At 30.4% G+C, this 23,799-nt stretch carries 24 protein-coding genes; 23 read left to right on the top strand and 1 reads right to left on the bottom strand.

The annotated features are described in order from the left end of the window. The first annotated feature begins 71 nt into the window (after positions 1-71). The 9 genes from murA to AACQ14_RS21660 all read left to right on the top strand — a co-directional run bounded on the left by murA (position 72) and on the right by AACQ14_RS21660 (position 7,804). Positions 72-1,328 carry a UDP-N-acetylglucosamine 1-carboxyvinyltransferase gene (gene murA, locus AACQ14_RS21700; RefSeq protein ID WP_339365663.1) on the top strand — a complete coding sequence of 419 codons (1,257 nt, stop codon included), beginning with the start codon at positions 72-74 and terminating at the stop codon, positions 1,326-1,328. A 28-nt stretch (positions 1,329-1,356) separates the two neighbouring features. Beyond that, positions 1,357-2,094, top strand: a complete 738-nt coding sequence (locus tag AACQ14_RS21695) for a cell division protein FtsQ/DivIB (protein ID WP_339365662.1) — start codon at positions 1,357-1,359, stop codon at positions 2,092-2,094. Between the two features lie 191 nt (positions 2,095-2,285). Beyond that, positions 2,286-3,404 carry a cell division protein FtsZ gene (gene ftsZ / locus AACQ14_RS21690; protein WP_339365661.1) on the top strand — a complete coding sequence of 373 codons (1,119 nt, stop codon included), beginning with the start codon at positions 2,286-2,288 and terminating at the stop codon, positions 3,402-3,404. A gap of 290 nt (positions 3,405-3,694) precedes the next feature. Next, positions 3,695-4,612 (top strand): sigma-E processing peptidase SpoIIGA, encoded by a 918-nt coding sequence (locus tag AACQ14_RS21685; protein WP_339365660.1) that lies wholly within the window; start codon positions 3,695-3,697, stop codon positions 4,610-4,612. Positions 4,613-4,752: 140 nt separating this feature from the next. Then, positions 4,753-5,472, top strand: a complete 720-nt coding sequence (gene sigE, locus AACQ14_RS21680; protein ID WP_330408070.1) for an RNA polymerase sporulation sigma factor SigE — start codon at positions 4,753-4,755, stop codon at positions 5,470-5,472. A gap of 82 nt (positions 5,473-5,554) precedes the next feature. Beyond that, positions 5,555-6,331: an RNA polymerase sporulation sigma factor SigG gene (gene sigG, locus AACQ14_RS21675; protein WP_113675233.1), complete on the top strand. Its 777-nt coding sequence runs from the start codon at positions 5,555-5,557 to the stop codon at positions 6,329-6,331. A 58-nt stretch (positions 6,332-6,389) separates the two neighbouring features. Beyond that, complete coding sequence (locus tag AACQ14_RS21670; RefSeq protein ID WP_113675232.1) at positions 6,390-6,653, top strand: YlmC/YmxH family sporulation protein; 264 nt, start codon at positions 6,390-6,392, stop codon at positions 6,651-6,653. Between the two features lie 119 nt (positions 6,654-6,772). Then, positions 6,773-7,228 carry a transcriptional regulator NrdR gene (nrdR, locus tag AACQ14_RS21665; RefSeq protein ID WP_113675231.1) on the top strand — a complete coding sequence of 152 codons (456 nt, stop codon included), beginning with the start codon at positions 6,773-6,775 and terminating at the stop codon, positions 7,226-7,228. A 168-nt stretch (positions 7,229-7,396) separates the two neighbouring features. Next, positions 7,397-7,804 (top strand): DUF6241 domain-containing protein, encoded by a 408-nt coding sequence (locus AACQ14_RS21660; RefSeq protein ID WP_339365659.1) that lies wholly within the window; start codon positions 7,397-7,399, stop codon positions 7,802-7,804. Between the two features lie 189 nt (positions 7,805-7,993). Here the strand turns inward: AACQ14_RS21660 and AACQ14_RS21655 are convergent, their stop codons facing one another. Further along, the gene (locus AACQ14_RS21655) at positions 7,994-8,287 is read right to left on the bottom strand and encodes a helix-turn-helix domain-containing protein (RefSeq protein ID WP_339365658.1); all 294 of its coding nucleotides are present in this window, start codon (positions 8,285-8,287) and stop codon (positions 7,994-7,996) included. Positions 8,288-8,765: 478 nt separating this feature from the next. Here AACQ14_RS21655 and AACQ14_RS21650 point away from each other — a divergent pair, with 478 nt between their 5' ends. The 14 genes from AACQ14_RS21650 (at position 8,766) to fliJ (ending at position 23,629) form a co-directional block, all read left to right on the top strand. Next, positions 8,766-10,304 (top strand): YifB family Mg chelatase-like AAA ATPase, encoded by a 1,539-nt coding sequence (locus tag AACQ14_RS21650; protein WP_339365657.1) that lies wholly within the window; start codon positions 8,766-8,768, stop codon positions 10,302-10,304. A gap of 84 nt (positions 10,305-10,388) precedes the next feature. Next, positions 10,389-11,492: an alanine racemase gene (gene alr, locus AACQ14_RS21645; protein ID WP_339365656.1), complete on the top strand. Its 1,104-nt coding sequence runs from the start codon at positions 10,389-10,391 to the stop codon at positions 11,490-11,492. Next, on the top strand, positions 11,492-12,721 hold the full coding sequence (locus tag AACQ14_RS21640) for a lipid II:glycine glycyltransferase FemX (RefSeq protein ID WP_339365655.1): 1,230 nt from the start codon (positions 11,492-11,494) through the stop codon (positions 12,719-12,721). The genes alr and AACQ14_RS21640 overlap by 1 nt, the downstream gene beginning before the upstream one ends. Before the next feature lie 18 nt (positions 12,722-12,739). After that, entirely contained in the window at positions 12,740-13,837 is a 1,098-nt protein-coding gene (dprA, locus tag AACQ14_RS21635; RefSeq protein WP_339365654.1) for a DNA-processing protein DprA, read from the top strand. A gap of 12 nt (positions 13,838-13,849) precedes the next feature. Then, complete coding sequence (topA, locus tag AACQ14_RS21630; RefSeq protein ID WP_339365653.1) at positions 13,850-15,925, top strand: type I DNA topoisomerase; 2,076 nt, start codon at positions 13,850-13,852, stop codon at positions 15,923-15,925. Positions 15,926-16,125: 200 nt separating this feature from the next. Continuing rightward, the gene (gene codY / locus AACQ14_RS21625) at positions 16,126-16,893 is read left to right on the top strand and encodes a GTP-sensing pleiotropic transcriptional regulator CodY (protein WP_113675225.1); all 768 of its coding nucleotides are present in this window, start codon (positions 16,126-16,128) and stop codon (positions 16,891-16,893) included. 319 nt (positions 16,894-17,212) lie between these two features. After that, the gene (gene flgB, locus AACQ14_RS21620; protein ID WP_339365652.1) at positions 17,213-17,587 is read left to right on the top strand and encodes a flagellar basal body rod protein FlgB; all 375 of its coding nucleotides are present in this window, start codon (positions 17,213-17,215) and stop codon (positions 17,585-17,587) included. Between the two features lie 58 nt (positions 17,588-17,645). Then, positions 17,646-18,083 (top strand): flagellar basal body rod protein FlgC, encoded by a 438-nt coding sequence (flgC, locus tag AACQ14_RS21615; protein WP_339365651.1) that lies wholly within the window; start codon positions 17,646-17,648, stop codon positions 18,081-18,083. Between the two features lie 37 nt (positions 18,084-18,120). After that, entirely contained in the window at positions 18,121-18,426 is a 306-nt protein-coding gene (fliE, locus tag AACQ14_RS21610) for a flagellar hook-basal body complex protein FliE (RefSeq protein ID WP_339365650.1), read from the top strand. Positions 18,427-18,497: 71 nt separating this feature from the next. Further along, positions 18,498-20,093, top strand: coding sequence for a flagellar basal-body MS-ring/collar protein FliF (gene fliF / locus AACQ14_RS21605; protein ID WP_339365649.1), 1,596 nt, complete (start codon positions 18,498-18,500; stop codon positions 20,091-20,093). A 7-nt stretch (positions 20,094-20,100) separates the two neighbouring features. Continuing rightward, positions 20,101-21,108, top strand: coding sequence for a flagellar motor switch protein FliG (gene fliG, locus AACQ14_RS21600; RefSeq protein WP_339365648.1), 1,008 nt, complete (start codon positions 20,101-20,103; stop codon positions 21,106-21,108). Next, entirely contained in the window at positions 21,101-21,853 is a 753-nt protein-coding gene (locus tag AACQ14_RS21595) for a FliH/SctL family protein (RefSeq protein WP_339365647.1), read from the top strand. The genes fliG and AACQ14_RS21595 overlap by 8 nt, the downstream gene beginning before the upstream one ends. A gap of 13 nt (positions 21,854-21,866) precedes the next feature. Beyond that, on the top strand, positions 21,867-23,192 hold the full coding sequence (fliI, locus tag AACQ14_RS21590) for a flagellar protein export ATPase FliI (RefSeq protein WP_339365646.1): 1,326 nt from the start codon (positions 21,867-21,869) through the stop codon (positions 23,190-23,192). Then, positions 23,192-23,629, top strand: coding sequence for a flagellar export protein FliJ (fliJ, locus tag AACQ14_RS21585; protein ID WP_339365645.1), 438 nt, complete (start codon positions 23,192-23,194; stop codon positions 23,627-23,629). Before fliI ends, fliJ begins: the two co-directional genes overlap by 1 nt. The last annotated feature ends 170 nt before the right edge of the window (positions 23,630-23,799 follow it).

Genomic DNA, 23,799 nt, shown 5'->3' with positions numbered 1-23,799 from the left:
TAGTAACATAAAAGGATTAAATGAATACTATGAATTATATAGAATTGCTATTTGTGCGGAGGTCGCAGTACATGGGTAAATATATTATAGAAGGCGGATACAGTCTAAGTGGCGAAATAAAAGTGCAAGGGTCAAAGAATGCAGTTCTCCCATTACTTGCAGCTACTGTTTTAAATGAAGGGAAGACATATTTTCATAACTGTCCAAAAATATTAGATGTCTATAATATGCTTAACATACTAACTGCTATAGGGTGTACAATCAAATGGGAGGGAGATATATTAATAATCGACTCTTCCGATATAACAACTCATATAATACCAGAAAAATATGTTCAGATGATGAGATCTTCCATTATCCTATTAGGTTCTGTTCTTGGAAGATTAAAAACTGTGAAGATATCTTTTCCAGGTGGTTGTTCTATTGGAACTCGTCCAATTGATTTGCACTTAAAAGCTTTAAAGCAGATGAATGTAGATATAAAAGATAGGCATGGGTTTATTGAATGCAGCACTAACGAAATAATAGGCAATAAGGTTAGCCTTGATTATCCAAGTGTTGGAGCTACTGAAAATATAATGTTAACAGCAGTACTCTCAGAAGGAATTACAACTATTAATAATGCTGCTAAAGAACCTGAAATAGTAGAATTACAAGAATTTTTATGTGAAATGGGAGCTAAGATAGAAGGGGCTGGAACAGATACAATTACCATAAAAGGTGTTAATAAGTTAAACTCAGTTGAATATAGGATAATGCCAGATAGAATAGTAGCAGGTACTTATATGTGTGCAGTTGCTGCTGCTGGAGGAGAAGTTCTATTAAAAGACGTATGTAAGGAACATCTAAACTCAACAATAACTAAAATTAATGAGATGGGATGTTTTACAAAAGAATTTGAAAATAGTATATTAATAAAAGCACCCGAAAGACTAAAGTCGCTTGATCTTATAAGAACACAACCTTATCCGGGTTTTCCTACTGATATGCAAGCCCAGTTAATGAGTTGTCTTGTTACAGCTGACGGAACAAGTATTATAGCTGAAACAATATTTGAATCAAGGTATAAACATGTTGCAGAATTAGTTAGAATGGGTGCAGATATTATTATAGATGGAAGGATAGCAGTATTAAAGGGAATTAACAGATTAAATGGAGCAGAAGTTTTTGCAGAAGATTTACGAGGTGGTGCAGCATTAGTACTAGCAGGCCTAGGGGCAGAAGGTAAAACTATTGTTAATAATGCTAGTCATATTTTAAGAGGATACGAGAATTTGGAAAAAGATTTAAGCTTGTTGGGAGCCAAGATAAAATACTCTTCAGATTAAAGGTGATAATATGTCTAATGTTATTTCGATGGAAAAAGTTAGAAAGCGTAAAAATAAAACAGGTAAATTTGTCTTATTAATAATTTGCTTAGTATTTATCCTAGTTATTTTTGCCTTTCAACTTATTAATGTGAATATCATTACTGTTATAGGAAATAAAATATATAGTGAAGAGATAATAAAAAATATAGTAGGTATTCATGAAAAGACAAATTTGTTTGTATATAAATTAGCTTCTAAAGAGTTGAATTTGGAAGAATATCCATATATTGAGAATATAGATATTAAGTACCGTTCTTTTAACAATATAGATATTGTGGTAACTGAAAAAAGTGTAATATCCTATATTCCATATATGGGTAAATATCTATGTCTTAGTAAAGACGGTACTGTTATTGATTATACAAATGATTTGCAGGTTAATATACCTATTGTACACGGGCTATCTTTTAACCATTTTGTAATTGGGGACAAGCTGTTTACAGATGATACAGACATTTTCAAAGCTATTTTAGAAATTTCACATAAAATGAAAAAGTTTGGTTTCAAAATAGACTATATAGATTTTAATTATAATGACCCAGAACAAATTATATTAAAAATCGACAAAATATCTATATCAATCGGCAACATAAATGACATTAATAGGAAATTTGAACTATTAAAAGACTTAATAGGAAAATTGCCTGAAGGTGTGGAAGGAACAATTAACTTAACTGACGCAGATGAAAGAAATATAATATTTACTCCCTATAATAGTAAATAATGACTAGGTTTGTTTAAGCAAAAACTTAAATTACTTTTATTTTTACTTAAAGATGAAAAAAAAATAATGAAAATTTCAATTTTTATATTGATTAATTATCAAAAAAAATATATTATTATGTGTAAGAGATTATGTCAATAAAATCGCTTAAATGCATATAGATTAAGAAAGATTTGTTAGGAGGAACTACTTTGCTTGAAATTAAGATGAATGAAAAGGCAAGTGTGGCAAAGATTGTTGTCATTGGAGTAGGCGGAGGTGGAAATAACGCTGTTAATAGAATGATAGAAGATAGATTGAACGGTGTTGAGTTTATAGCTGTTAATACAGATGTACAAGCTCTACAATGTTCGAAAGCTTCTGTTAAAATTCAAATAGGGGAAAAACTCACTAGAGGCCTAGGAGCTGGAGCTAATCCAGAAGTTGGTTTGAAAGCTGCTGAAGAGAGCAAAGAAGAACTATCTGAAGCTATTAAAGGTGCAGATATGGTTTTTGTAACTGCCGGTATGGGCGGTGGTACTGGTACTGGTGCAGCCCCTGTAATAACTAACATTTCTAAAGAGATGGGGATTCTTACAGTTGGTGTTGTAACAAAACCTTTTGATTTTGAAGGCAGAGTTAGAATGAAGAATGCAGAGGCAGGAATAACTGCATTAAAGAAATCGGTGGATACATTAATTGTCATACCTAATCAAAAATTGTTATCTATTATTGATAGAAGAACAACTGTAAAAGATGCTTTCAAGAAAGCTGACGAAATATTACAACAAGGTGTACAAGGTATTTCGGATCTGATTTATACACCAGGTATTATTAACCTTGACTTTGCTGATGTAGAAACTGTAATGTCAAATAAAGGTATTGCACATATTGGTATTGGAAAAGCTAAAGGTGATAATAAATCTGAGGAAGCTGCACAAATGGCTATTTCAAGTCCATTACTTGAAACAACTATTGATGGAGCCAAACATATACTTATTAACATTAGTGGTGATTCAAATATGTCCATGTTTGAGGCTAATGATGCAATTCAATTAATACAGGAAGCTACAGGCAATGATTCAAATATAATCTATGGTCAGATTATTGATGATTCTCTCGAGGATGAATTAGTAGTAACTGTAATTGCAACTGGATTTGAAGCACCTATTACAGAAAGCAGAACTGATAATAGCAGTAAGATTAGTTCTAAAACCAGTGAAATGGTTAGTGCTACTACTGAGCCAGAACAAAATGTTCAGACAGATATACATATTGATGAAAAACCTATAGATATTCCACCATTTTTACAAAGAAAAAGAAATAGATAATATTATTAACTGAGAGGTTATTCCTTCTGGGAGTAGCCTCTTTATTTTTTTGAACAAATATCACAACCTTATGAATCATAATATCAAGTGAAGTTGTACAGGGTTAACTTTATTGTTGAAAAATATAAGAAAAAAAACAGAATTCATTTATTGTTTTTGACAAATTATTCCAATTAGCCATGCTATAATTAGCATAGCTTAAATAATATGTGAATAAAATATACTATAGGATTCATATAACAAAACTAATAAAGCCTTGATTTATTACAAATTTGTAAAGGAGGGGGGGCGTGTATTTAGAAGTTTATATTGACATAGTCTTCATCATTAATTTGATAATGGACTATATTATACTCTGGATAGTTAAGATTCTAACTAAGAAAAATTCCAAGAACATAAGGTTATTGATTGGTGCTATAGTTGGATCATTAATGATGTGTATTATAGTCATACTTCCTTATGATAGTTATCTTTTTAATGTTATCGTAGGATACTTGTTAACTAGTATATTATTAATATACATATCATTCAAACCTAAAAGATTAAGTGAATTTGTTAAATTAACAATTATTATGTATTTAAGCGCAATCATGCTTGGCGGATTAATGTTTGCATTATATTACTATTCATTTATTGGAGTTGCTGTAAGCAAAATAATAAATGGTACATACAATATGAATTTGAGAGTAGGATTGTTTGTAATTTTTGGAATAATTGCAATTGTCATATTTAGAATCGTTAGAAAAGTAATGTCTAGTACAATTAGGGCTAATAAAAATTTATTTGGACTTGAAATCAATATTGACGATTCTAAGATTAAGGTTAATGGCTTATTGGATACAGGTAATAATCTATACGATCCTATAACAAATAATCCTGTTCTTATTGCAGAAAGTGAACTATTAAAAGGTTTACTAACAAAAGATTGTTATGATAAGTTGCTAAATATCTCTGGTGATTTATATAATATATCTAATTTTACAGATTTTGGTAAAAACAGTAATTTAAAATTAAGGCTTATTCCATTTTCTTCACTTGGTAATGAAAATGGAATGTTACTTGGAATTGTTGCGGATAATATATGTATTAACCTTGGTGATGAAATGAAAGATTATAGAGATGTGGTGATTGCTGTATATGATAAAAAACTGTCAAATGACAACAGTTACCAAGTCCTTATACATCCCGAATTAGTTAGTGTACATTAGAATATTATTGGTTTTATAAAAATGTGGTAGAACACAAAAAAATAACATAAAAGCTAAGGAAAATATCTTTTGTTTTAATTCTAATATAAAACAAAAGATATATAATAGGGGGAATAGAATTGGTATGTAAAAGTAAAAACATATTAGATATTTTTAGCATAAAACTTATTGAGAGATTTAGAAAATTATTTTTGTGGGATAATGGAGAGATTCACTACATTGGCGGTAGTGAGATATTGCCTGCTCCACTTGGGAATGAAGAGGAATCAAGGATTATTGCTATGCTTGGTAGTGAAAACGATTTTAAAGTGAAATCTATACTTATTGAGCATAATTTAAGACTTGTAGTATATATAGCTAAGAAATTTGAAAATACTGGTATTGGAGTAGAAGATTTAATTTCTATTGGTACGATAGGATTGATAAAATCTATAAATACCTTCAAACCTGATAAAAAAATCAAGTTAGCGACCTATGCTTCTAGATGTATAGAAAATGAAATCCTTATGTATCTAAGAAGAAATAATAAAACAAAGTTAGAGATATCTATTGATGAACCCCTTAATGTAGATTGGGACGGAAACGAACTATTATTATCTGATATACTAGGTACTGAGGAAGATGTTATCTATAGAAATATTGAGGAAGAAGTAGATAAAGAATTATTGAAAAAGGCTCTTAGTAAATTGTCTAATAGAGAAAGAGTTATTGTTGAACTTAGATTCGGACTGAAAGCAGATGGCGAAGAAAAAACTCAAAAAGAAGTTGCTGATATGTTAGGCATATCACAATCATATATATCAAGGCTTGAGAAGAAAATCATAAAAAGATTACAAAAGGAAATTATTAGAATGCAATAAAAAAAGGTATAAATATATTACCACTGGCAATCATTTTAGTATAAGGAAAAATATATGACAAAATGATTACTGGAGGTAGAGTATGGCATTGAACAAAGTTGAAATATGTGGTGTGAATACATCTAAATTACCCATATTGAAAAATAAAGAAAAGGAAGCATTATTTAATAGGATACTTGATGGAGATCTTGCTGCTCGTGACGAATATATTCACGGTAATCTGAGATTAGTATTAAGTGTAATCCAGAGATTTAGTAATTCAGGGGAAATGGTAGATGATTTGTTTCAAGTAGGTTGTGTAGGACTTATTAAGGCGATAGATAACTTTGATATTACTCAAAATGTTAAATTTTCAACATATGCCGTACCAATGATAATAGGGGAAATAAGAAGGTATCTAAGAGATAATAACAGTATAAGGGTCAGTAGGTCTCTTAGAGATACAGCTTATAAAGCTTTACAAGCAAAAGAAAAGTTATTACGACAAAATAATAAAGAACCAACTATTATGGAAATATCAAAAGAGTTAGATATGAAGAAAGAGGATGTTGTTTTTGCTCTTGATGCTATTCAAGATCCTGTGTCACTTTTTGAACCAGTTTATAATGACGGGGGCGATTCCTTATATATAATGGATCAAGTAAGTGATAAAAAGAATAAAGAGGAAAGATGGGTTAGATCAATAGCTCTTGGTGAAGCTATGAAAAAACTCCCTAAAAGAGAGTTTAATATACTGAAGCTTAGATTTTTTGAAGGTAAAACACAAATGGAAGTTGCTAGTGAGATAAGTATTTCTCAAGCACAAGTATCAAGGCTAGAAAAATCAGCTATAAGACATATGAAAAGATACTTAAATTAACTAGTAAATTATTTTGAATATGAATCTAAGCAAGGACAGCTTTTAGGGGGAAATTAGTATGGTTAGAATATATGATATGAAGCAAAAAGAGGTTATAAATTCTAACGATGGTATTAGATTAGGATTTATAAGTGATATTGAGGTAGATTTACAGGAAGGCAAATTGATTAAGCTGATTGTTCCAGGGCCAGCTAAGATATTTGGAATGTTTGGTAGAGGCAAGGAATATCAAATACCCTGGGATAGTATTAAAAAGATAGGTGAAGATATTATTCTGGTTGATATCAACGTTGATAAGTCATTGGTTGAATCAGAATACTAATAATTAAAATTATTTTAAATAATTATAAGTATTTAAAATCAAAGGTTGACCTTTTTCTGCTTATAACTTATAATATGACTAAAATAGTGGCTATAAGCGGAAAGTAGGGAGAATAACTTATGAGATGTCCTTTTTGCAATGAGGATAATACTAAAGTAGTTGACTCAAGACCATCAGACGAAAACAATTTAATACGTAGAAGAAGACAATGTGAAGCATGCGGCAAACGGTTTACTACTTATGAGAAGATAGAAACAATACCTTTAGTCATTATTAAAAAAGATAAGACAAGAGAACCGTATAATCGAAATAAGTTAATGAATGGTGTTGTTAGATCTTGTCATAAACGTTCTGTATCAATGAGTGAAATTGAAGGATTAGTAGACGAAATAGAGAACAGTTTGTATAATTCATTAAAAAAAGAAATCAAAAGTAAAGATATTGGTGAAAAGGTAATGGAAAAACTTAAGACCATAGATGAAGTAGCATATGTTAGGTTTGCATCTATATATCGTGAATTCAAGGATATTAATACTTTTATGGATGAACTGAAAAAAATATTGAATGATAAGTAGGTTTCCCAGTGGGAAGCCTCTTTTCGTGTATGGAATAATATAACACTTGTTAGTTTAGTATGAATATAATAATCCTAATTCAGATTGGAGAAGATAGTATAAAAGGGTAACTTATTCTTATTATACCATGTAAAAACATTCAACTAGCTAGAGGTGACAGACTTGAAAATGAATAGGATGTTTATGTTAATATTAATATTAATTATTATATCTATAACTGGATGCTCAAACAAAATTAAACAGATTGATGATACCAAGTATCAAGAACTCATTCAAACGACAGAACTAACTAAAGTATATGTTAGAGATGAAAAAGAAGTATGGAATGAAATGCACATGATGGCAAACACTAAAATTGTTGCTGATGAAATATGGGGTGAGATTGAAATCACTGAAGAAAGAGTTGATTACTTGATTACTGAAGTTCTAGTTTCAGAGTATCCTGACAAAAAAAGACTTTTGACCATATTATATAACTGGAAGAATGAAGATTTTTCCTGTGCAGTAGATGAACATAATTATCTGTGGGATAAGTTAGGTGGAAGTGTTGGAAAAGCTTATAAATTAAAAGAATAGTTATTTTTGGATTTTATTAGCAATGATATAATAATGATTATCTTCCTATAATTGCATATTTTAGCTTTAAATGGATTTTTGCCATTGGAGGTATATCATATATACCCTTGAATCTTTAAGGGCTTAATTTCGACGTATTTTAAGGTGGACTCAAAGTTTGATTAGAGTATTTTTATAATTTATAATATATTATTTCATATATTTAGCAACCTGTATAAGTGTTTCCAGTTTTTCAGGAGATAGCTCCATAGCACAATTAAGCAAATCTTGTAGCACTATTGGATTTTTATCTGTTATAAAAAAATCAGATAATGAAATTCCAAATGCATCACATATAATTTTCAATGATGATATAGGTGGTTCAATATTATTTCTTTCATACCTAGAAATTATTGATTGTGAAATACCTGTAATCTCAGCCAATTGATTCCCCGTCATGCTTTTACTTTTACGTAGTTGTTTAATTCTATAACCAATATTCATATTAAAATACTCCTTTAATCAATATAATTATATTTTATAGAATAATTATCAATAATTCTAATACATTAAACGTAATAATAACTTGACAATTATTCATTAAACGTATAATATTATTAATATGCTGAATATAATAATTTATTATTCATAATTAATAATTTCAAAATGGAAAGGTTTGAACTAGTTTCTTCTATATTAATAGAGAACTAGTTTTAGTTTAGTAATTTTTATAGTTCACCTAGTATAAGTGACAAATTAAAAAAATAGAGTGTTTTAGTACTTAGTTTTTGGCCATATTTAATTGAAATATTAATTTGTTATTAATAATATGATTATTTTATGATATAATGATATAGATTGTTTATATACTTAAAATTACTAATAAGGTTAATGCTTTAATAAGTTGAACATAATAAATTCTTAATTGTTTAACATTTCATTTTATTGCATAACCAAATATACATATGACAAGGGGGACAACATGTTTAATAGAGTTTATAGTGCTGCGTTAATGGGCATTGACGGATACATGATTGGGGTGGAGGTAGATATATCAAGCGGTTTTCCTAGGCTTGATTTGGTTGGATTACCAGACTCTGCCGTTAAAGAATCTATAGAAAGAGTAAGAACATCTATTAACAATTCAGGATTTCAATTTCCCTGTAAGCGAATAACAGTAAATTTAGCTCCAGCTGATATAAGAAAGGAAGGACCTGCATTTGATTTACCAATAGCTATTGGCATATTATCATGTATGGAGTTAATAGATACCAAATCATTGGATAAAACCTTAATTATTGGGGAATTATCTCTTAATGGAGAAGTTCAAAAAGTAAATGGTATACTGCCAATTGTCTATAGTGCATATAAGAATGGTTTTGGAAGATGTATCATTCCTATAGATAACGTTGATGAAGGTGCAGTGGTAGAAGGTATTGATATTATCGGTGTTAGTAACTTGTCTGAAGTTGTCAGGTTATTAAATAACAATATTAAAATAGAACCAAAGCAAATTGATATAGAAAAGTTGTTCCATGAATCATGGGATAATGAAGAAAATATAATTGATTTTAGCGATATAAAAGGTCAAGAAAACGTTAGAAGAGCATTAGAAATAGCGGCGGCAGGAGCTCATAACGTTTTAATGATAGGTCCTCCTGGTTCAGGTAAAACTATGATGGCAAAGAGATTACCTACCATATTGCCAGATCTGACTTTTGAAGAGAGTATAGAAATAACTAAGATATATAGTGTAGCTGGATTGTTAAGAAAAGATCAGGCTCTAGTCACTAAGAGACCATTTAGGGCTCCCCACCATACAGTATCAAACTCAGCGTTAACAGGTGGAGGAAGAATTCCAAGACCGGGAGAAATAAGCTTATCTCATAATGGGGTATTATTCCTAGATGAGATGCCTGAGTTTAGCAAAAATGTATTAGAAGTAATGAGACAACCTCTAGAAGATGGTAAGGTAACAATATCTAGGGTGAATGCAACAATTACATACCCAGCTAATTTTATGCTTGTAGCTTCTCTTAATCCTTGTCCATGCGGATATTATCCCGACAGAGAAAAATGCAGCTGTACTCCATTACAAATAAAAAGGTATCTTAATAAAATATCCGGACCACTACTTGATAGAATAGATTTGCACGTAGAGGCCAATAATGTTAATTACAATGAACTTAATGATAAGAAGAAAATGGAAACTTCTAAGGATATTAAGAAACGAGTAATGATAGCCCATAAGATTCAGCAAGAACGATATAAAGATTCCAAGATATATTTTAACTCAATGTTAAGTGCTTCTCAGATTGAAAAATACTGTCAGTTAGGTGATGAATCCAGAGAAATGATGAAGTTAGCCTTCGAGAAGCTGGATTTGAGTGCGAGAGCATATCATAGAATATTAAAAGTTGCAAGAACAATAGCGGATTTAGATGGTAAAAATGACATAGAAGAAAAACATCTAGCAGAAGCAATTCAATATAGATCTCTTGACCGTAACTACTTTGATTAATAAATAGTAACTTGATATTATTCCATAAACTGTTTATAATGTTAACTTAGGGAAATTAATAGAATGATTTGAGGAGGAAGACAATTGTCTGATATCTATTTGGAAGTTAATCTTCATAACCTTTATTATAATCTATCCAAAATAAAAGAACAATTAAATAGTGACACTATGATTATGGCAGTTGTAAAAGGTAATGCTTATGGACATGGAAGTGTAGAAATTGCAAAAGCATTAAGTGGTGATGTTAATTATTTTGGAGTAGGATTATTAGACGAAGGTGTTGAACTTAGAAAAAACGGTTTAGAGCAATCTATTTTTCTAATGGGACCCACTGAAGAGTTTGATATAGTTTATGAGAATAATATTACTATGAGTATCTGTTCATTGAATCAATTAAAAAAACTGATAGATTGGACAGAAAACAATAAAAAGACAATCAAGTTTCACTTGAAAGTAGAAACAGGAATGAATAGATTTGGTATAGATTATGACCAATTGGAAGAAGTTAAGTCACTATGTGAAAAAGCTACTTGTGCCATACTAGAAGGAGTATATTCTCATTTTGCAACAACATATAAAAATAATAGGTCATATGTATTAGGACAAAAAGAAAAGTTTGATAAATATATAACTTTCTTTAATCAGCATTACAGCAACCTAATTTATCATATATCTAATAGCGAAAACACAATAGACTATAAAGAAGCTCATTATAATATGGTAAGATTAGGTAATGCTTTATATGGTCCCTGTAATAGCAAAAAAAGAATAGGGCTCAAAAAGATTGCTGATATTAGAGCCAAAATCATATATTCTAAAAGTATTAAAGCCGGAGAACATATAGGTTATGGTAATAGTTATAAATCAAAACAAGATAAAACTATAGGAATAGTTCCAATGGGATTTTATTGTGGAATGGGATTGATTAAGAAACCTATAGGTTCCAAATTCGGTTCAGTTATTATATATTATTTAAAAGAAATATATAGATATTTATTTAGGAATAAAACAGTAATATTCTATAAAGGAAAACCTTTAGAAATATTAGGAAGACCTAATATGCAGTATACTATTGTTGATATTACAGGCATAGATGACCCTGATAAAATTATGGTTGAGATAAAGATTTCACCTATTTTTGTAAAAGAGAATATAAAAACGACATACATTTCGGAGGTAAAGAGTTAATGAAATTTGTTACACACATAGATGAAAAAAAATTTACTTTATTTAATGAAAAACATCCTAACGGACATGCTCTACAATCTATAGAATGGGGAAACCTAAAGTGTATTGGAGAGTGGACTAAGGAATTAGTTGGTTTAGAAGATGGCAGTGGTGATTTGCAAGCATCAGCTATGCTGCTTAGAAGAAAATTACCTGGATTATCAAGATATATTTTATATGCTCCAAGAGGATATGTTCTTGATTATGAAAATATTGACTTAGTTAAAGAATTCACAAAAGAATTAAAGCAATATGCTAAAAAAACAAAGGCGATTTTTGTGAAAATTGACCCATGTATAATATATAAGGAAAGAACTATAGATGGAGACATAAAAGAAGATGGTATTGACAACACTAAGCTCATAGAATCATTGAAAAATATGGGTTATGCACACAAAGGAACAAATCTTGATTTTGAAGGGATTCAGCCTAGATTTGTATTCAAGTTAGATGTTGATAAGGATAAAGATACATTATTCAAAAGTTTTCATCATAAAACAAGGTACAATATTAGACTTGCAGAAAAAAAGGGTATTGAAATATATGAAGGCAGTATAGATGACCTAAAAGAATTTGAAAGAATCATGCGAGTTACAGGCGCTAGAGACGGCTTTATTACAAGACCTTTAAAGTATTTTAAAGATATGTATAATACTATGGAAAAACAAGGTAAAATGAAGCTGTTCATGGCTAAATATAATGTTAAGAAAGCACTAGATAAAGCTATTACTGACTTGGAGAAAGAAGAAAACTCAAAAAAACCTAACGAAGATAGAATTAATAAACTTCAAAGAGAAATTCCAGAGATGACAGAGTTGGCTGATAAAAATCCAGATGGAATTATTGTTTCTGGAGCAATTGTATTATTAAATGGGAAAAAAGCATGGTATCTATATGGAGCAAGTGATAACTTATATAGAAATCTAATGCCTAATTACTTATTGCAATGGCATATGATATCATATTCTATGGATTGTGGTTGTACATTATATGATTTTAGAGGAATTTCAGGCAATCTTGACCCAAACCATCACCTATATGGTTTATACAGGTTTAAAAAGGGATTTAATGGTGATTTTGTTGAATATATAGGCGAATTTGATTTGGTGGTTAGTAAATTTTATTATAATCTGTGGGAATTTTGGGTGCCAAAAGTAAAAAGATTAATTAGAAAACTTAGGAAAAATTAACTAAAGGATGATGCGTATATGGGGAGTATTATGGAAAAGGAGCACTATTGGTTATGGTTGAATAACATAAAAGGTATTGGGTTAAAAAAAATAAAATATCTATTAAATTATTTTGATGAACCAAAGTATATTTGGGAAGCGACTGATGAACTTTGCGAAGTAAAAGGCCTAAGAGAAATAGACAGAAAAGCAATTATCCAGTCTAGAAATAAAGATAAGATAATAGAATATTATAACAGAATAAAAAAGAGTAACATTAATTTTTATTCTATTGATGATGATTTGTACCCAGAAAACTTAAAAAATATTTATGACTATCCCTATGGTATTTATGTAAAAGGAGATATAAAAGATGATTCTCCCATCATAGCTGTAGTCGGTGCTAGAAGGTGTACTGAATATGGTAGGGAAGTTGCAAAACTTTTTGGAAGAGAATTAGCTAAAATGGGAATTATAATTATAAGCGGGATGGCAAGAGGCATTGATACTGCTGCTCATAAAGGTGCATTGGAAGGCGGCGGCAGAACATATGCTGTCCTTGGATCAGGTGTTAACATATGTTATCCTAAGGAAAATTATAAATTAATGGATGACATTAGTCATAAAGGAGCTCTAATATCTGAATTTCCAGTTAATCAAATTCCAAAACCAGGTAATTTTCCTCTAAGAAATAGAATTATTAGTGGAATAAGTGATGGAGTACTAGTTATAGAAGCTGCAGGAAAAAGTGGTTCTCTAATAACAGCAGACCAAGCATTGGAACAAGGAAAAGATGTCTATAGTATCCCTGGCAGGATAACAGATAAGCTAAGTGAAGGTACTAATAATTTAATAAAAATGGGTGCTAAAATGGTAACCAATATTGATGATATTTTAGATGAAATTTCTATGAGTTTCACCAAGAAAAAACAAAAAAATTCAGAAAATATTACTTTAGGACTTGCAGAAATTGAAAAAATAGTGTATTCTTGTTTAAGTTTAGAACCTTTATTTATTGACGATATACATATTAAGTCAAACATACCAATTGATGAACTTGGGTTGATATTAACAAAACTGGAACTTAAGGGCGTAATAAAACAACTGCCAAACAAATATTTTATTAAAAAATTGTAGTGGAGGGTAAAAATGGCAAAGAATTTAGTAATAGTTGAATCGCCTGCAAAAGCAAAGACTATAAAAAAATTTTTAGGTAGTAATTATAAAGTTGAAGCTTCAATGGGACATGTAAGAGATTTACCCAAAAGTCAGTTAGGGGTAGATGTAGAAAATGATTTTGAACCGAAATATATTACTATAAGAGGTAAAGGTGAACTCCTAAAACATCTTAGAAAAGAAGTAAAAAAGGCTAACAAAGTTTTTCTCGCTACTGACCCTGACCGTGAAGGTGAAGCAATCTCATGGCATTTGTTATTTTCTCTAAATTTAGAAGACAAAAAATTCTACAGAATAACTTTTAACGAAATAACAAAAAATGCAGTTAAGAATTCTATAAAACAGGCTAGAGAAATTAACATGGATTTGGTTGATGCTCAACAGGCTAGAAGGATACTCGACAGAATAGTCGGATATAAGATTAGCCCGCTACTATGGAAAAAGATAAAAAAAGGACTCAGTGCAGGAAGGGTCCAGTCAACTGCTCTAAAACTGATTTGTGATAGGGAAGAAGAAATTAACAGCTTTATACCAGAAGAATATTGGTCATTAGATGCCAAGTTGCAGGATAAGAAGTCAAAAGACGAATTTACTGCTACATTCTATGGTAAAAGTAAAAAGATGAAGATATCTTCTAAAGAGCAGGTTGATGAGATAATTGAATACCTTAAGGACAAAGAATATATTGTAAGTGATGTTAAAGAAAGTGAAAGACTAAAAAAACCACTTCTACCGTTTATTACGAGTACTCTTCAACAAGAAGCTGCTAAGAAACTTAATTTTACAACTTCTAAATCAATGAGAATAGCTCAACAGTTATATGAAGGTATAGATGTAAAAGGAAAAGGTACTATAGGACTTATTACTTATCTTCGTACTGATTCAACTCGTATATCTGATGATGCAGATAAAGCTGTAAAAGAATACATTTCAAGTAGTTTTGGAGAAGAGTATGTAAATAATAATAAAATCGCAAGCAATAAAAAGAATAATGTTCAAGATGCCCATGAAGCTATAAGACCAACTTATGTTGATATTTATCCTGACGATATAAAAGAATCATTATCTAGGGATCAATTGAGATTATATAAGTTGATATACAACAGATTTGTTGCAAGTAGAATGAAACCCGCAAAATACGCTACAAAATCAATTAAAATTAATGGAGGAGATTACAGATTTAATGCTTCCGGTTCTGTTTTAATCTTCGATGGATTTTTAAAAGTATATAATATCTCAGATGATAAGGAAGACAACCAAAAAATTGGGAATATTAATAAAGATTCTAATTTAAATTTAATAGATTTGAGCAAAAAACAACATTTTACTCAACCAGCGCCTAGATATACAGAAGCATCATTAGTAAAGACATTAGAAGAAAATGGTGTTGGTAGACCAAGTACCTATGCACCGACTATATCTACCATTCAAAAAAGAGGCTATGTTTCAAAAGAAAAGAAAAATATCTTTCCTACCGAGCTAGGAGAAATAGTCAACGAGATAATGGAAAAATATTTTGAAGATATAGTAAATGTTAAATTCACAGCAGCACTTGAAAAAGAACTAGATGAAGTTGAGACTGGAAATATACAATGGAAAGAAGTACTTAGAAAATTTTATCCTAATTTTTACGAAACAATTGAATACGCTGAAGAAAAAATAGGCAAAATTGAAATAAAGGATGAAGTTTCTGATGTTCTATGTGATAAATGTGGTAGAAACATGGTAATCAAAATTGGTAGATACGGTAAGTTTTTAGCATGTCCTGGTTTTCCAGAATGCAGAAACGCGAAACCTTTATATGAAAAAGTTGAAGGTGTATCATGCCCTGAATGTAGTGGCGAGATCTTTATTAAAAAGACTAAAAAGGGCAGAAGATATTATGGGTGTGAAAATAACCCAGAATGTGATTTTATGACTTGGAATAGACCTACTAAGGAAATATGTCCAAAGTGTGGAACTATTATGGTTGAAAAGGGCAAATATCTAAAATGTAACAACGAAGAATGTAATTATAGCGTTCTAAAAGAAAAAGAAGAACATGAATAATAATTTTGTTATTCATAAAAGTTGTCAAAGTAATTAGAAATAAAATTCTAGGGCAGTTACTTTGGAGTTAAAAAAGCTAGGTAATAGCGTCAATTGAAAATATATACTTGAATATTTAGAAGCTTCGTAATATAATAAACTATGCAACTTGGTTGATGCTTTTAGCTTAATAGCATAATAATTTAGGAGGGAAAAATTTAATGAGTGTACAACTACTGGATAAAACAAGAAAGATCAACAGATTATTACAAAGAACAGGTACACAAAGGGTAATATTTACCGACATATGTGAAGTGCTTAGTGATATTTTATATTCTAATGCATTAGTCATTAGTAAAAAGGGCAAATTACTAGGACTTCATAACAGGGAAGAGATTGGTATTATTGAAGAGTTGTTACAAGATAAACTAGGAGCATGTATTGATGAAAATTTAAACGAAAGACTATTAAATGTTTTATCAACTAAAGAAAATGTTAATCTTGAAACATTAGGGTTCTCTTCAAACGTAAACGCAAATAATTATATTGGAATTATTATTCCAATAGATATTGCGGGAGAAAGACTTGGAACTTTATTCCTATATAAGAATAATGCTTCCTATGACATTGAGGACATAATATTAAGTGAATATGGTGCTACTGTTGTAGGACTAGAAATCATGAGATCAATCAACGAAGAAAACACAGAAGAAATTAGAAAGACTACTATCGTTAAATCTGCAATTGGTACATTATCATTCTCAGAACAAGAAGCAATTACTCATATCTTTGAGGAATTGAATGGTAGTGAGGGCATATTAGTTGCAAGTAAAATAGCTGATAGAGTTGGAATAACTAGATCTGTAATCGTTAATGCACTTAGAAAATTTGAGAGTGCAGGAGTTATTGAATCTCGTTCCTTAGGTATGAAAGGAACTTATATTAAGGTTCTTAATGACGTATTGATTGAAGAACTCAGGAAACTATAAGATTTTATAATAAAGAGGGGAAGCTCGATAAGAGCTTTCCCTTTTTTGATTACAAAAAAAACTATTACTGTAAATTCTAGGTAATATTTTCAAAAATTGTTAAGTATATATTGTATATTATGACATAAACTGATACAATATATAGGAGAAAAGTATTTTTTTGGAAGAGATAATTGAGTATTTAATAACTTAAATTAATTATTAAGTCTTATTTATTAGATTAGTGTAAATTAAGTCTAATTGCTCATTACAAAAGCCTTGCAATTTTCGACATATAAATTATAATTAATATTAATGGATAAAAAAGGCAGGTGGAATTATGATAAGTAATAATATGTACAATGCAATTAATATTCTAGATAAATCTTTAAATGCAAGTTTAATGAGGCACAATGTAATTTCAGAAAATATTGCTAATGAAGATACACCAGGTTATAAAAGGAAAGATGTTAAATTTGAAGGATTATTACAAGAAGCATTACTATCTAATAATAAGTTGTCAGATATAGATACTAATGCATTAACACCACAGGTAGTTGTCGATAAATCAAATCTAAGTTATAGATTAGATGGTAACAATATAAACATTGACACAGAAATGACAGAACTTACAAAAAATCAAATTAAATTCAACGTTTTAGTTGACCAAGTATCTAATAATTTTAGTAGAATTACAACAGTTTTAAGTCGTTAATAAGGAACAAGAGGTATATATGTTATATAAATATTAATTATGATTGGAGGTAAAGTAAATGTCTTTTTTTAATTCAATGAATGTTAGTGCAACAGGCTTGACTGCCCAAAGACTAAGGATGGACATTATTTCTCAAAACATTGCTAATGTTAATACCACCAAGACAAAAGATGGTGGACCATATAAAAGAAAAGTTTTACTTTTTGAAGAACAGAAAAGTAACAATTTCAGTTCCATACTTAATGATTCTATTGATAATTATACAGCTTCAGGAGTTAAAGTATCCAAGATCATCGAAGATACCAAACCATTAAAAAGAGTATATGATCCTAGTCATCCAGAAGCTGGCAAGGATGGATATGTATTAATGCCTAATGTAAATACAATAGAAGAAATGGTTAATATGATTTCAGCTAATCGTTCCTATGAGGCAAATGTGACTGCAATGAATGCGGCTAAATCAATGGCAATGAAATCTTTAGAAATTGGCAAATAAGAGATTAACATAATTGAGATGATTGGAGAGATGCAAAATGGGAATTCAGATTGGGGATATTAGCAGCATAAATAATCTTATATCCAGTGGAAATAAGTCTAAAAAAGAATCTGGACAATTATTTGAGGATATCTACAAAGCAGCAATTGGATTAATAGATGATACTAATCAATTGCAAAAAAAATCCGAACAAGTAACTACAGATTTTGCTGCAGGAAAAACTGATAATTTTGTCGATGTTCTAATCGCATCAAAAAAAGCTTCAGTAGCAATACAATATACAGTAACATTAAGAAATAAATTACTTGATGCATATAATGAAATAATGCGTATGCAAGTCTAAATAATATTTAGATGTCAAACCTAAACTAAGTTAGAAAATGGATGTGTGATTTATGTTAAAGGGGTGTACATATGCCTGGTTTTATAAGTAAAATTTCAGACCAAATAACCGGGTTCTGGAACAAGTTTGACAAAAAACAGAAACTGCAAATAATTGCAGCTGTGGTAGTAACGGTTATTGCATTGAGTATATTGACAATAGCACTTAATAAAACAAAAATGGTTCCCTTTGTTTCAGGATTGGAACCAAAAACTACTAACCAAGTTAAAACTTTATTACAAGAACAAGGGATTAAATATGAAGTTCGAGACGATGCTTCTTCAGTATACGTTGATAAGAAGAGAAAGCAAGATGCTCAAATGGCATTAGATAGTATGGGTATTATATCAAATACTGGTATGACATATAAAGAGGCTTTTAATTCTAGTCTTAGTACTACCGAAGCCGAAAAGAGAGCAAAACACAAATTAGCATTTGAAAATGAACTAGGAGATAAAATATCTGTTATTGAAGATGTTGAATCAGCTGTAGTTAAATTAGTTACACCAGATCAAGATAGAACAATATTTGATGATGTCAAAGAAGCTAAAGCATCAGCCATACTTACTACATCACATGAACTAACAGAAGAACAAGTAGTTGGTATCGCTAACTTTTTAGCATCTTCTGTAGAAAATTTAGATCTTAAAAATGTAAGAATACTTAATAATTCTGGTAAAATGTTATACTATGGTGAAGATATTGCTGTTAATGGGTCAAGTCTAAATAAGAAAATTGATTATGAAGTAACAATGGAAAATAAAATAGAAAAAGATGTTTTATCTATATTATTAGGAGAATTTGATGATGCTGTAGTAACAGCAGATTTGATTATTGATTTTGATGCTCAGTCTTCCATAAAAGAAGAATATACTACACCAGAAGGTCAATCAAAGGGAATACCTTCATCTGAGTATCATTACGAATCAGAAGGTTCTAATCAGACACCATCTGGTGTTCCAGGAACTGATTCTAATAATGGTACTACTGATTACCTTGTACCAAACAATAGTAATTCTGATAGCAGTACCAAGATAGATAAAGTAGATTATGATGTGAGCAAAACTGTTACAAATGAAACTAAACATATTGGAAATATAAAATATAATGAATCATCTGTATCAATATCAGCTAAGAAATATAAAATATATGATCAAGCACTTCTAAAAAAACAGGGTGTTTTAGATAACATATCATGGGAAGAGTACAAGGCAAGCAATAGCGAATCGAAGAAAATAGCTATTGATGATGACCTTATATCACTTGTCAAGAATGCTGCTAATGGTTCAAAGGTTGAAATAATAGGTTATGAAGTTCCTACATTTATTCCTATTTCAGTTAAGAAAAAGCCTATTACAGATTATATCTTTATAGCTATTATCGTAATTATGATAGCATTGCTTGGATATGCAGTTTATAAAGGTACTGAACCAGTGGAAGTTACTGAGATACAACCTGAATTATCTGTTGAAGATATGTTGGCAAGTACCAGAGAACAACAAGATCTAGAAGAAATTGAATTTGATGATAAATCAGATACAAGAATTCAAATAGAGAAATTTGTTGATGAGAAACCTGATGCAGTAGCACAGTTGCTTAGAAACTGGCTGAATGAAGATTGGGAGTGATAATAATATGGCTAATAAAGATTTAAAAGGATTACAAAAAGCAGCTGTATTGCTAATTGCTTTAGGTCCTGAGAAATCATCAAAAGTTTTTAAACATCTAAAAGAAGAGGAAATTGAACAATTAACTCTTGAAATAGCAAATACAAGAAGTGTTTCTCCAAAAGACAAAGAAGCTGTATTACAAGACTTTTATGAGGTATGTTTAGCTCAACAATATATAGCAGAAGGTGGAATTGGTTATGCCAAAGAGCTTCTTGAACATGCTCTTGGTTCTGATAAAGCAAAACAGGTCATTGGTAGACTTACTGCATCATTACAAGTTAGACCTTTTGAATTTGTTAGAAAGACAGAACCTAGTCAACTTCTTAACTTTATTCAAGATGAACATAACCAGACAATTGCACTTATCTTATCGTATTTAAGTCCTGCTCAATCAGCAATGATACTTGCTTCGTTACCACAAGAAAAACAAGCAGATGTAGCTAGGAGAATAGCTGAAATGGATAGAACATCTCCAGATGTCATAAAGGATGTAGAAAACGTATTAGAGAGAAAACTATCTTCATTAGTTACTCAAGATTATACAATTGTCGGTGGTGTCGATTCTATTGTTCAGATATTAAATTCTGTTGATAGATCTACAGAAAAGAACATTATGGAAACATTAGAAATCGAGAATACAGAACTTGCTGAAGAAATCAGGAAGAAAATGTTCGTATTTGAAGATATCTTATCACTTGATAGCAGATCAATTCAGACTATACTTCGTGATGTGGATAATAATGAGTTAGCAACAGCATTAAAAGGTGCAGGAGAAGAAGTACAAAATACTATATTTAATAATTTATCTAAGCGTTTAGCAACTATGATAAAAGAAGATATGGAATATATGGGACCTGTTAGACTTAAAGATGTAGAAGAAGCACAGCAAAAGATTGTTGGTATAATCAGGAAATTAGAAGATGCTGGTGAAATTGTTATCTCTAGAGGTGGAGGTGACGAGATAATTGTCTAGTATTATCAAATCACCATTTATAAATTACGCCTCCAATAATAAGAAGATTATTGGCGTAAATAATAAAAATAACATCTCTGAGAATAAGGAAGAAGATATACATATTAGTGCTGCTAAGATTAATAAATCTATTGAAAAGCAAAAAAAACAAGCTGAGCAAGTTGCAAATGATATTATAAATAAAGCAATGGGAGAAGCTCAGTGTATCGTTGAAGATGCTAAGAAAAGTGCAATAGATATTACTGAAGAAGCTTACAAAAAGGCACTAGAGGACGGATATAAAGATGGTATTAGTAAGGGTGAACAAGAAGCAATACAATTAAAAAATGAAGCTGACCAAATATTACAACAAGCGTATGACGAAAAAGAGAAAATACTTAGTGATATAGAACCTAAGATAGCTAACATCTTAATTGAATTAGTGAAAAACCTAACTGGTTATGTTATTGAAAAAGAGAATATAATTCTTTATCTGATTAAAAAAGGCTTTTCAGAAATTGAGACATTAGATGACCTGATTGTTCACGTATCACCTGATGATTTTGATTATGTTAACGAAAATAAAGACAAGTTATGCGAAGAAATAAGTCAAACTGTTAATGTTGAAATTATTAAAGACAATGCATTAGAATCTAACGATTGCTTTATAGAAACTAAGTTAGGAAATTTAGATTGCAGCCTTAACACTAGACTAAATGGTTTAACATCAGATTTGAAGCTTATAGCAAATAGTTTAAATTCTTAAGAGGATGAAACTTATGGAAAGTATTGATTTTAATAAATATGAGACACTTATTAGTAATTCTTATATTAGACATCTAGGAAGGGTTACAAGAGTAGTAGGATTGACTATTGAATCATTAGGTCCAAAGGTTCGAATGGGAGGATTATGTCTTATTCATTCGGGTATTGATAAAGCATCTGTTTTAGCAGAGGTTGTTGGATTTAAGGAAAATAGAATATTGCTTATGCCCTTAGGGGATTTAGAAGGTGTTGGATTAGGAAGTACAGTTGAGGCTCTTGGACAAACTCTTACAGTAGCTGTTGGTGATAAACTATTAGGTAGAGTGTTAGATGGATTAGGTAATCCTATAGATGATAAAGAAATAATCTATACTGATACAGATTACAGTATACATAATGAACCTCCAGAGCCTCTTAAAAGAAAAAGAATTAAAGAAGTATTACCTATTGGTGTAAAAGCTGTTGATGGTTTATTGACTATCGGTAAGGGACAAAGAGTAGGTATCTTTGCAGGAAGCGGCGTTGGAAAAAGTACATTGTTAGGTATGATTGCAAGAAATACAAGTGCTGATATTAATATCATTGCACTAATTGGTGAAAGAGGAAGAGAAGTAAAAGAGTTTATTGAAAGAGATTTAGGCGAAGAAGGGTTGAAAAGGTCAGTAGTAGTAGTTGCTACTTCTGATAAACCTGCTTTAGTTAGGCAAAAGGCTGCTAGTACAGCTACAGCAATAGCTGAGTATTTTAGAGATACAGGAAAAGATGTTCTGCTGATGATGGATTCCTTAACTAGATTTTCTATGGCTCAGAGAGAAATTGGATTAGCTATAGGGGAACCTCCTGTTAGTAGAGGATATACTCCATCTGTATTTGCTGTAATGCCAAAACTGTTAGAAAGAGCTGGGAACGCAGAGGTAGGATCTATTACGGGGCTTTATACAGTACTGGTTGATGGTGATGACATGAATGAGCCAATTACTGATACAGCAAGAGGTATTCTTGATGGACACATCGTGCTATCGAGGAAATTAGCTTACAAAAATCATTATCCAGCGATTGATATTCTACAAAGTGTTTCAAGAGTTATGTCAGAAGTTGCAGATGATAGACATAAAGATATGGCAAACAATATGAAAACTGTTTTAGCAACTTATAAAGATGTAGAAGATCTAATAAATATTGGTGCATATTCTAGAGGTAGTAATGAAGATATTGATTATGCAATTGACAAGATTAAACTGGTTAACAATTACTTAAAACAAAAAACAGAAGAAAAGTTTAATTTTGATGAAGAGATAGATAAAATGGAAGAGATATTTTTAGAAGGTAGTGATAAGTAATGGCTAAATTTCAATTCAGGTTACAAAATATCTTAAGTGTAAAAGAGAAATTTGAAGAACAAAAGCGTATGGAATTAAGCAATGCTAATCAATTACTTGAAATAGAAGAAAAAAGATTAACACAGTTAATTACTCTAAGAGATAATAATAATAACCTATATAAAAAAATGGTTAGTGATAGAATCACAGTAAAGGATATTAGAGATTTTGGAGAAAAAAACAAATATTACACTAATGTAGTTTTAGAACAAAATATTACAGTTACTAAGGCAAATAATCAAGTTGAATCAATTAGAGATGAATTGAAAGAAGCTCTCATTGAAAAAAAGATGTATGAAAAGTTGAAGGAAAATGCTTATGAAGAGTATTACAAAGAAGAATGTAAAGAAGAACAAAAGCATTTGGATGAAATAGTAAGTTATAAGTATAGAAAATAAATTAAATCACCACCACCCGTAAAACGGGTGGTTTGCACTTACCCTATAAGGGTATGTTACTAGCTGAGTCTCAAGACTCATTGAATAGTCTGCCAACTGCATCTATTCTCAAGTTACACCTAAAGGTGTTTTCATTAGCCTTTTATTATCGGCTTACCCGTAAACGGGTC

Source organism: Vallitalea maricola, from assembly GCF_036985595.1.
GTDB lineage: Bacteria > Bacillota > Clostridia > Lachnospirales > Vallitaleaceae > Vallitalea > Vallitalea maricola.
The sequence above is the reverse complement of the archived record's forward strand: the minus strand, read 5'-3'. Positions and strand labels throughout refer to the sequence as shown.

Bases quoted from the DNA above. Each gene is read 5' to 3' on its own strand.
- nrdR (WP_113675231.1), top strand. From the start codon at position 6,773: ATGAGATGTCCTTTTTGCAATGAGGATAATACTAAAGTAGTTGACTCA.
- sigG (WP_113675233.1), top strand. From the start codon at position 5,555: ATGGCATTGAACAAAGTTGAAATATGTGGTGTGAATACATCTAAATTA.
- fliI (WP_339365646.1), top strand. From the start codon at position 21,867: ATGGAAAGTATTGATTTTAATAAATATGAGACACTTATTAGTAATTCT.
- topA (WP_339365653.1), top strand. From the start codon at position 13,850: ATGGCAAAGAATTTAGTAATAGTTGAATCGCCTGCAAAAGCAAAGACT.
- fliJ (WP_339365645.1), top strand. From the start codon at position 23,192: ATGGCTAAATTTCAATTCAGGTTACAAAATATCTTAAGTGTAAAAGAG.
- flgC (WP_339365651.1), top strand. From the start codon at position 17,646: ATGTCTTTTTTTAATTCAATGAATGTTAGTGCAACAGGCTTGACTGCC.
- fliG (WP_339365648.1), top strand. From the start codon at position 20,101: ATGGCTAATAAAGATTTAAAAGGATTACAAAAAGCAGCTGTATTGCTA.
- fliE (WP_339365650.1), top strand. From the start codon at position 18,121: ATGGGAATTCAGATTGGGGATATTAGCAGCATAAATAATCTTATATCC.
- AACQ14_RS21660 (WP_339365659.1), top strand. From the start codon at position 7,397: ATGAATAGGATGTTTATGTTAATATTAATATTAATTATTATATCTATA.
- AACQ14_RS21640 (WP_339365655.1), top strand. From the start codon at position 11,492: ATGAAATTTGTTACACACATAGATGAAAAAAAATTTACTTTATTTAAT.
- codY (WP_113675225.1), top strand. From the start codon at position 16,126: ATGAGTGTACAACTACTGGATAAAACAAGAAAGATCAACAGATTATTA.
- fliF (WP_339365649.1), top strand. From the start codon at position 18,498: ATGCCTGGTTTTATAAGTAAAATTTCAGACCAAATAACCGGGTTCTGG.
- murA (WP_339365663.1), top strand. From the start codon at position 72: ATGGGTAAATATATTATAGAAGGCGGATACAGTCTAAGTGGCGAAATA.
- flgB (WP_339365652.1), top strand. From the start codon at position 17,213: ATGATAAGTAATAATATGTACAATGCAATTAATATTCTAGATAAATCT.
- AACQ14_RS21695 (WP_339365662.1), top strand. From the start codon at position 1,357: ATGGAAAAAGTTAGAAAGCGTAAAAATAAAACAGGTAAATTTGTCTTA.
- dprA (WP_339365654.1), top strand. From the start codon at position 12,740: ATGGGGAGTATTATGGAAAAGGAGCACTATTGGTTATGGTTGAATAAC.
- AACQ14_RS21655 (WP_339365658.1), bottom strand. From the start codon at position 8,287: ATGAATATTGGTTATAGAATTAAACAACTACGTAAAAGTAAAAGCATG.
- AACQ14_RS21670 (WP_113675232.1), top strand. From the start codon at position 6,390: ATGGTTAGAATATATGATATGAAGCAAAAAGAGGTTATAAATTCTAAC.
- AACQ14_RS21650 (WP_339365657.1), top strand. From the start codon at position 8,766: ATGTTTAATAGAGTTTATAGTGCTGCGTTAATGGGCATTGACGGATAC.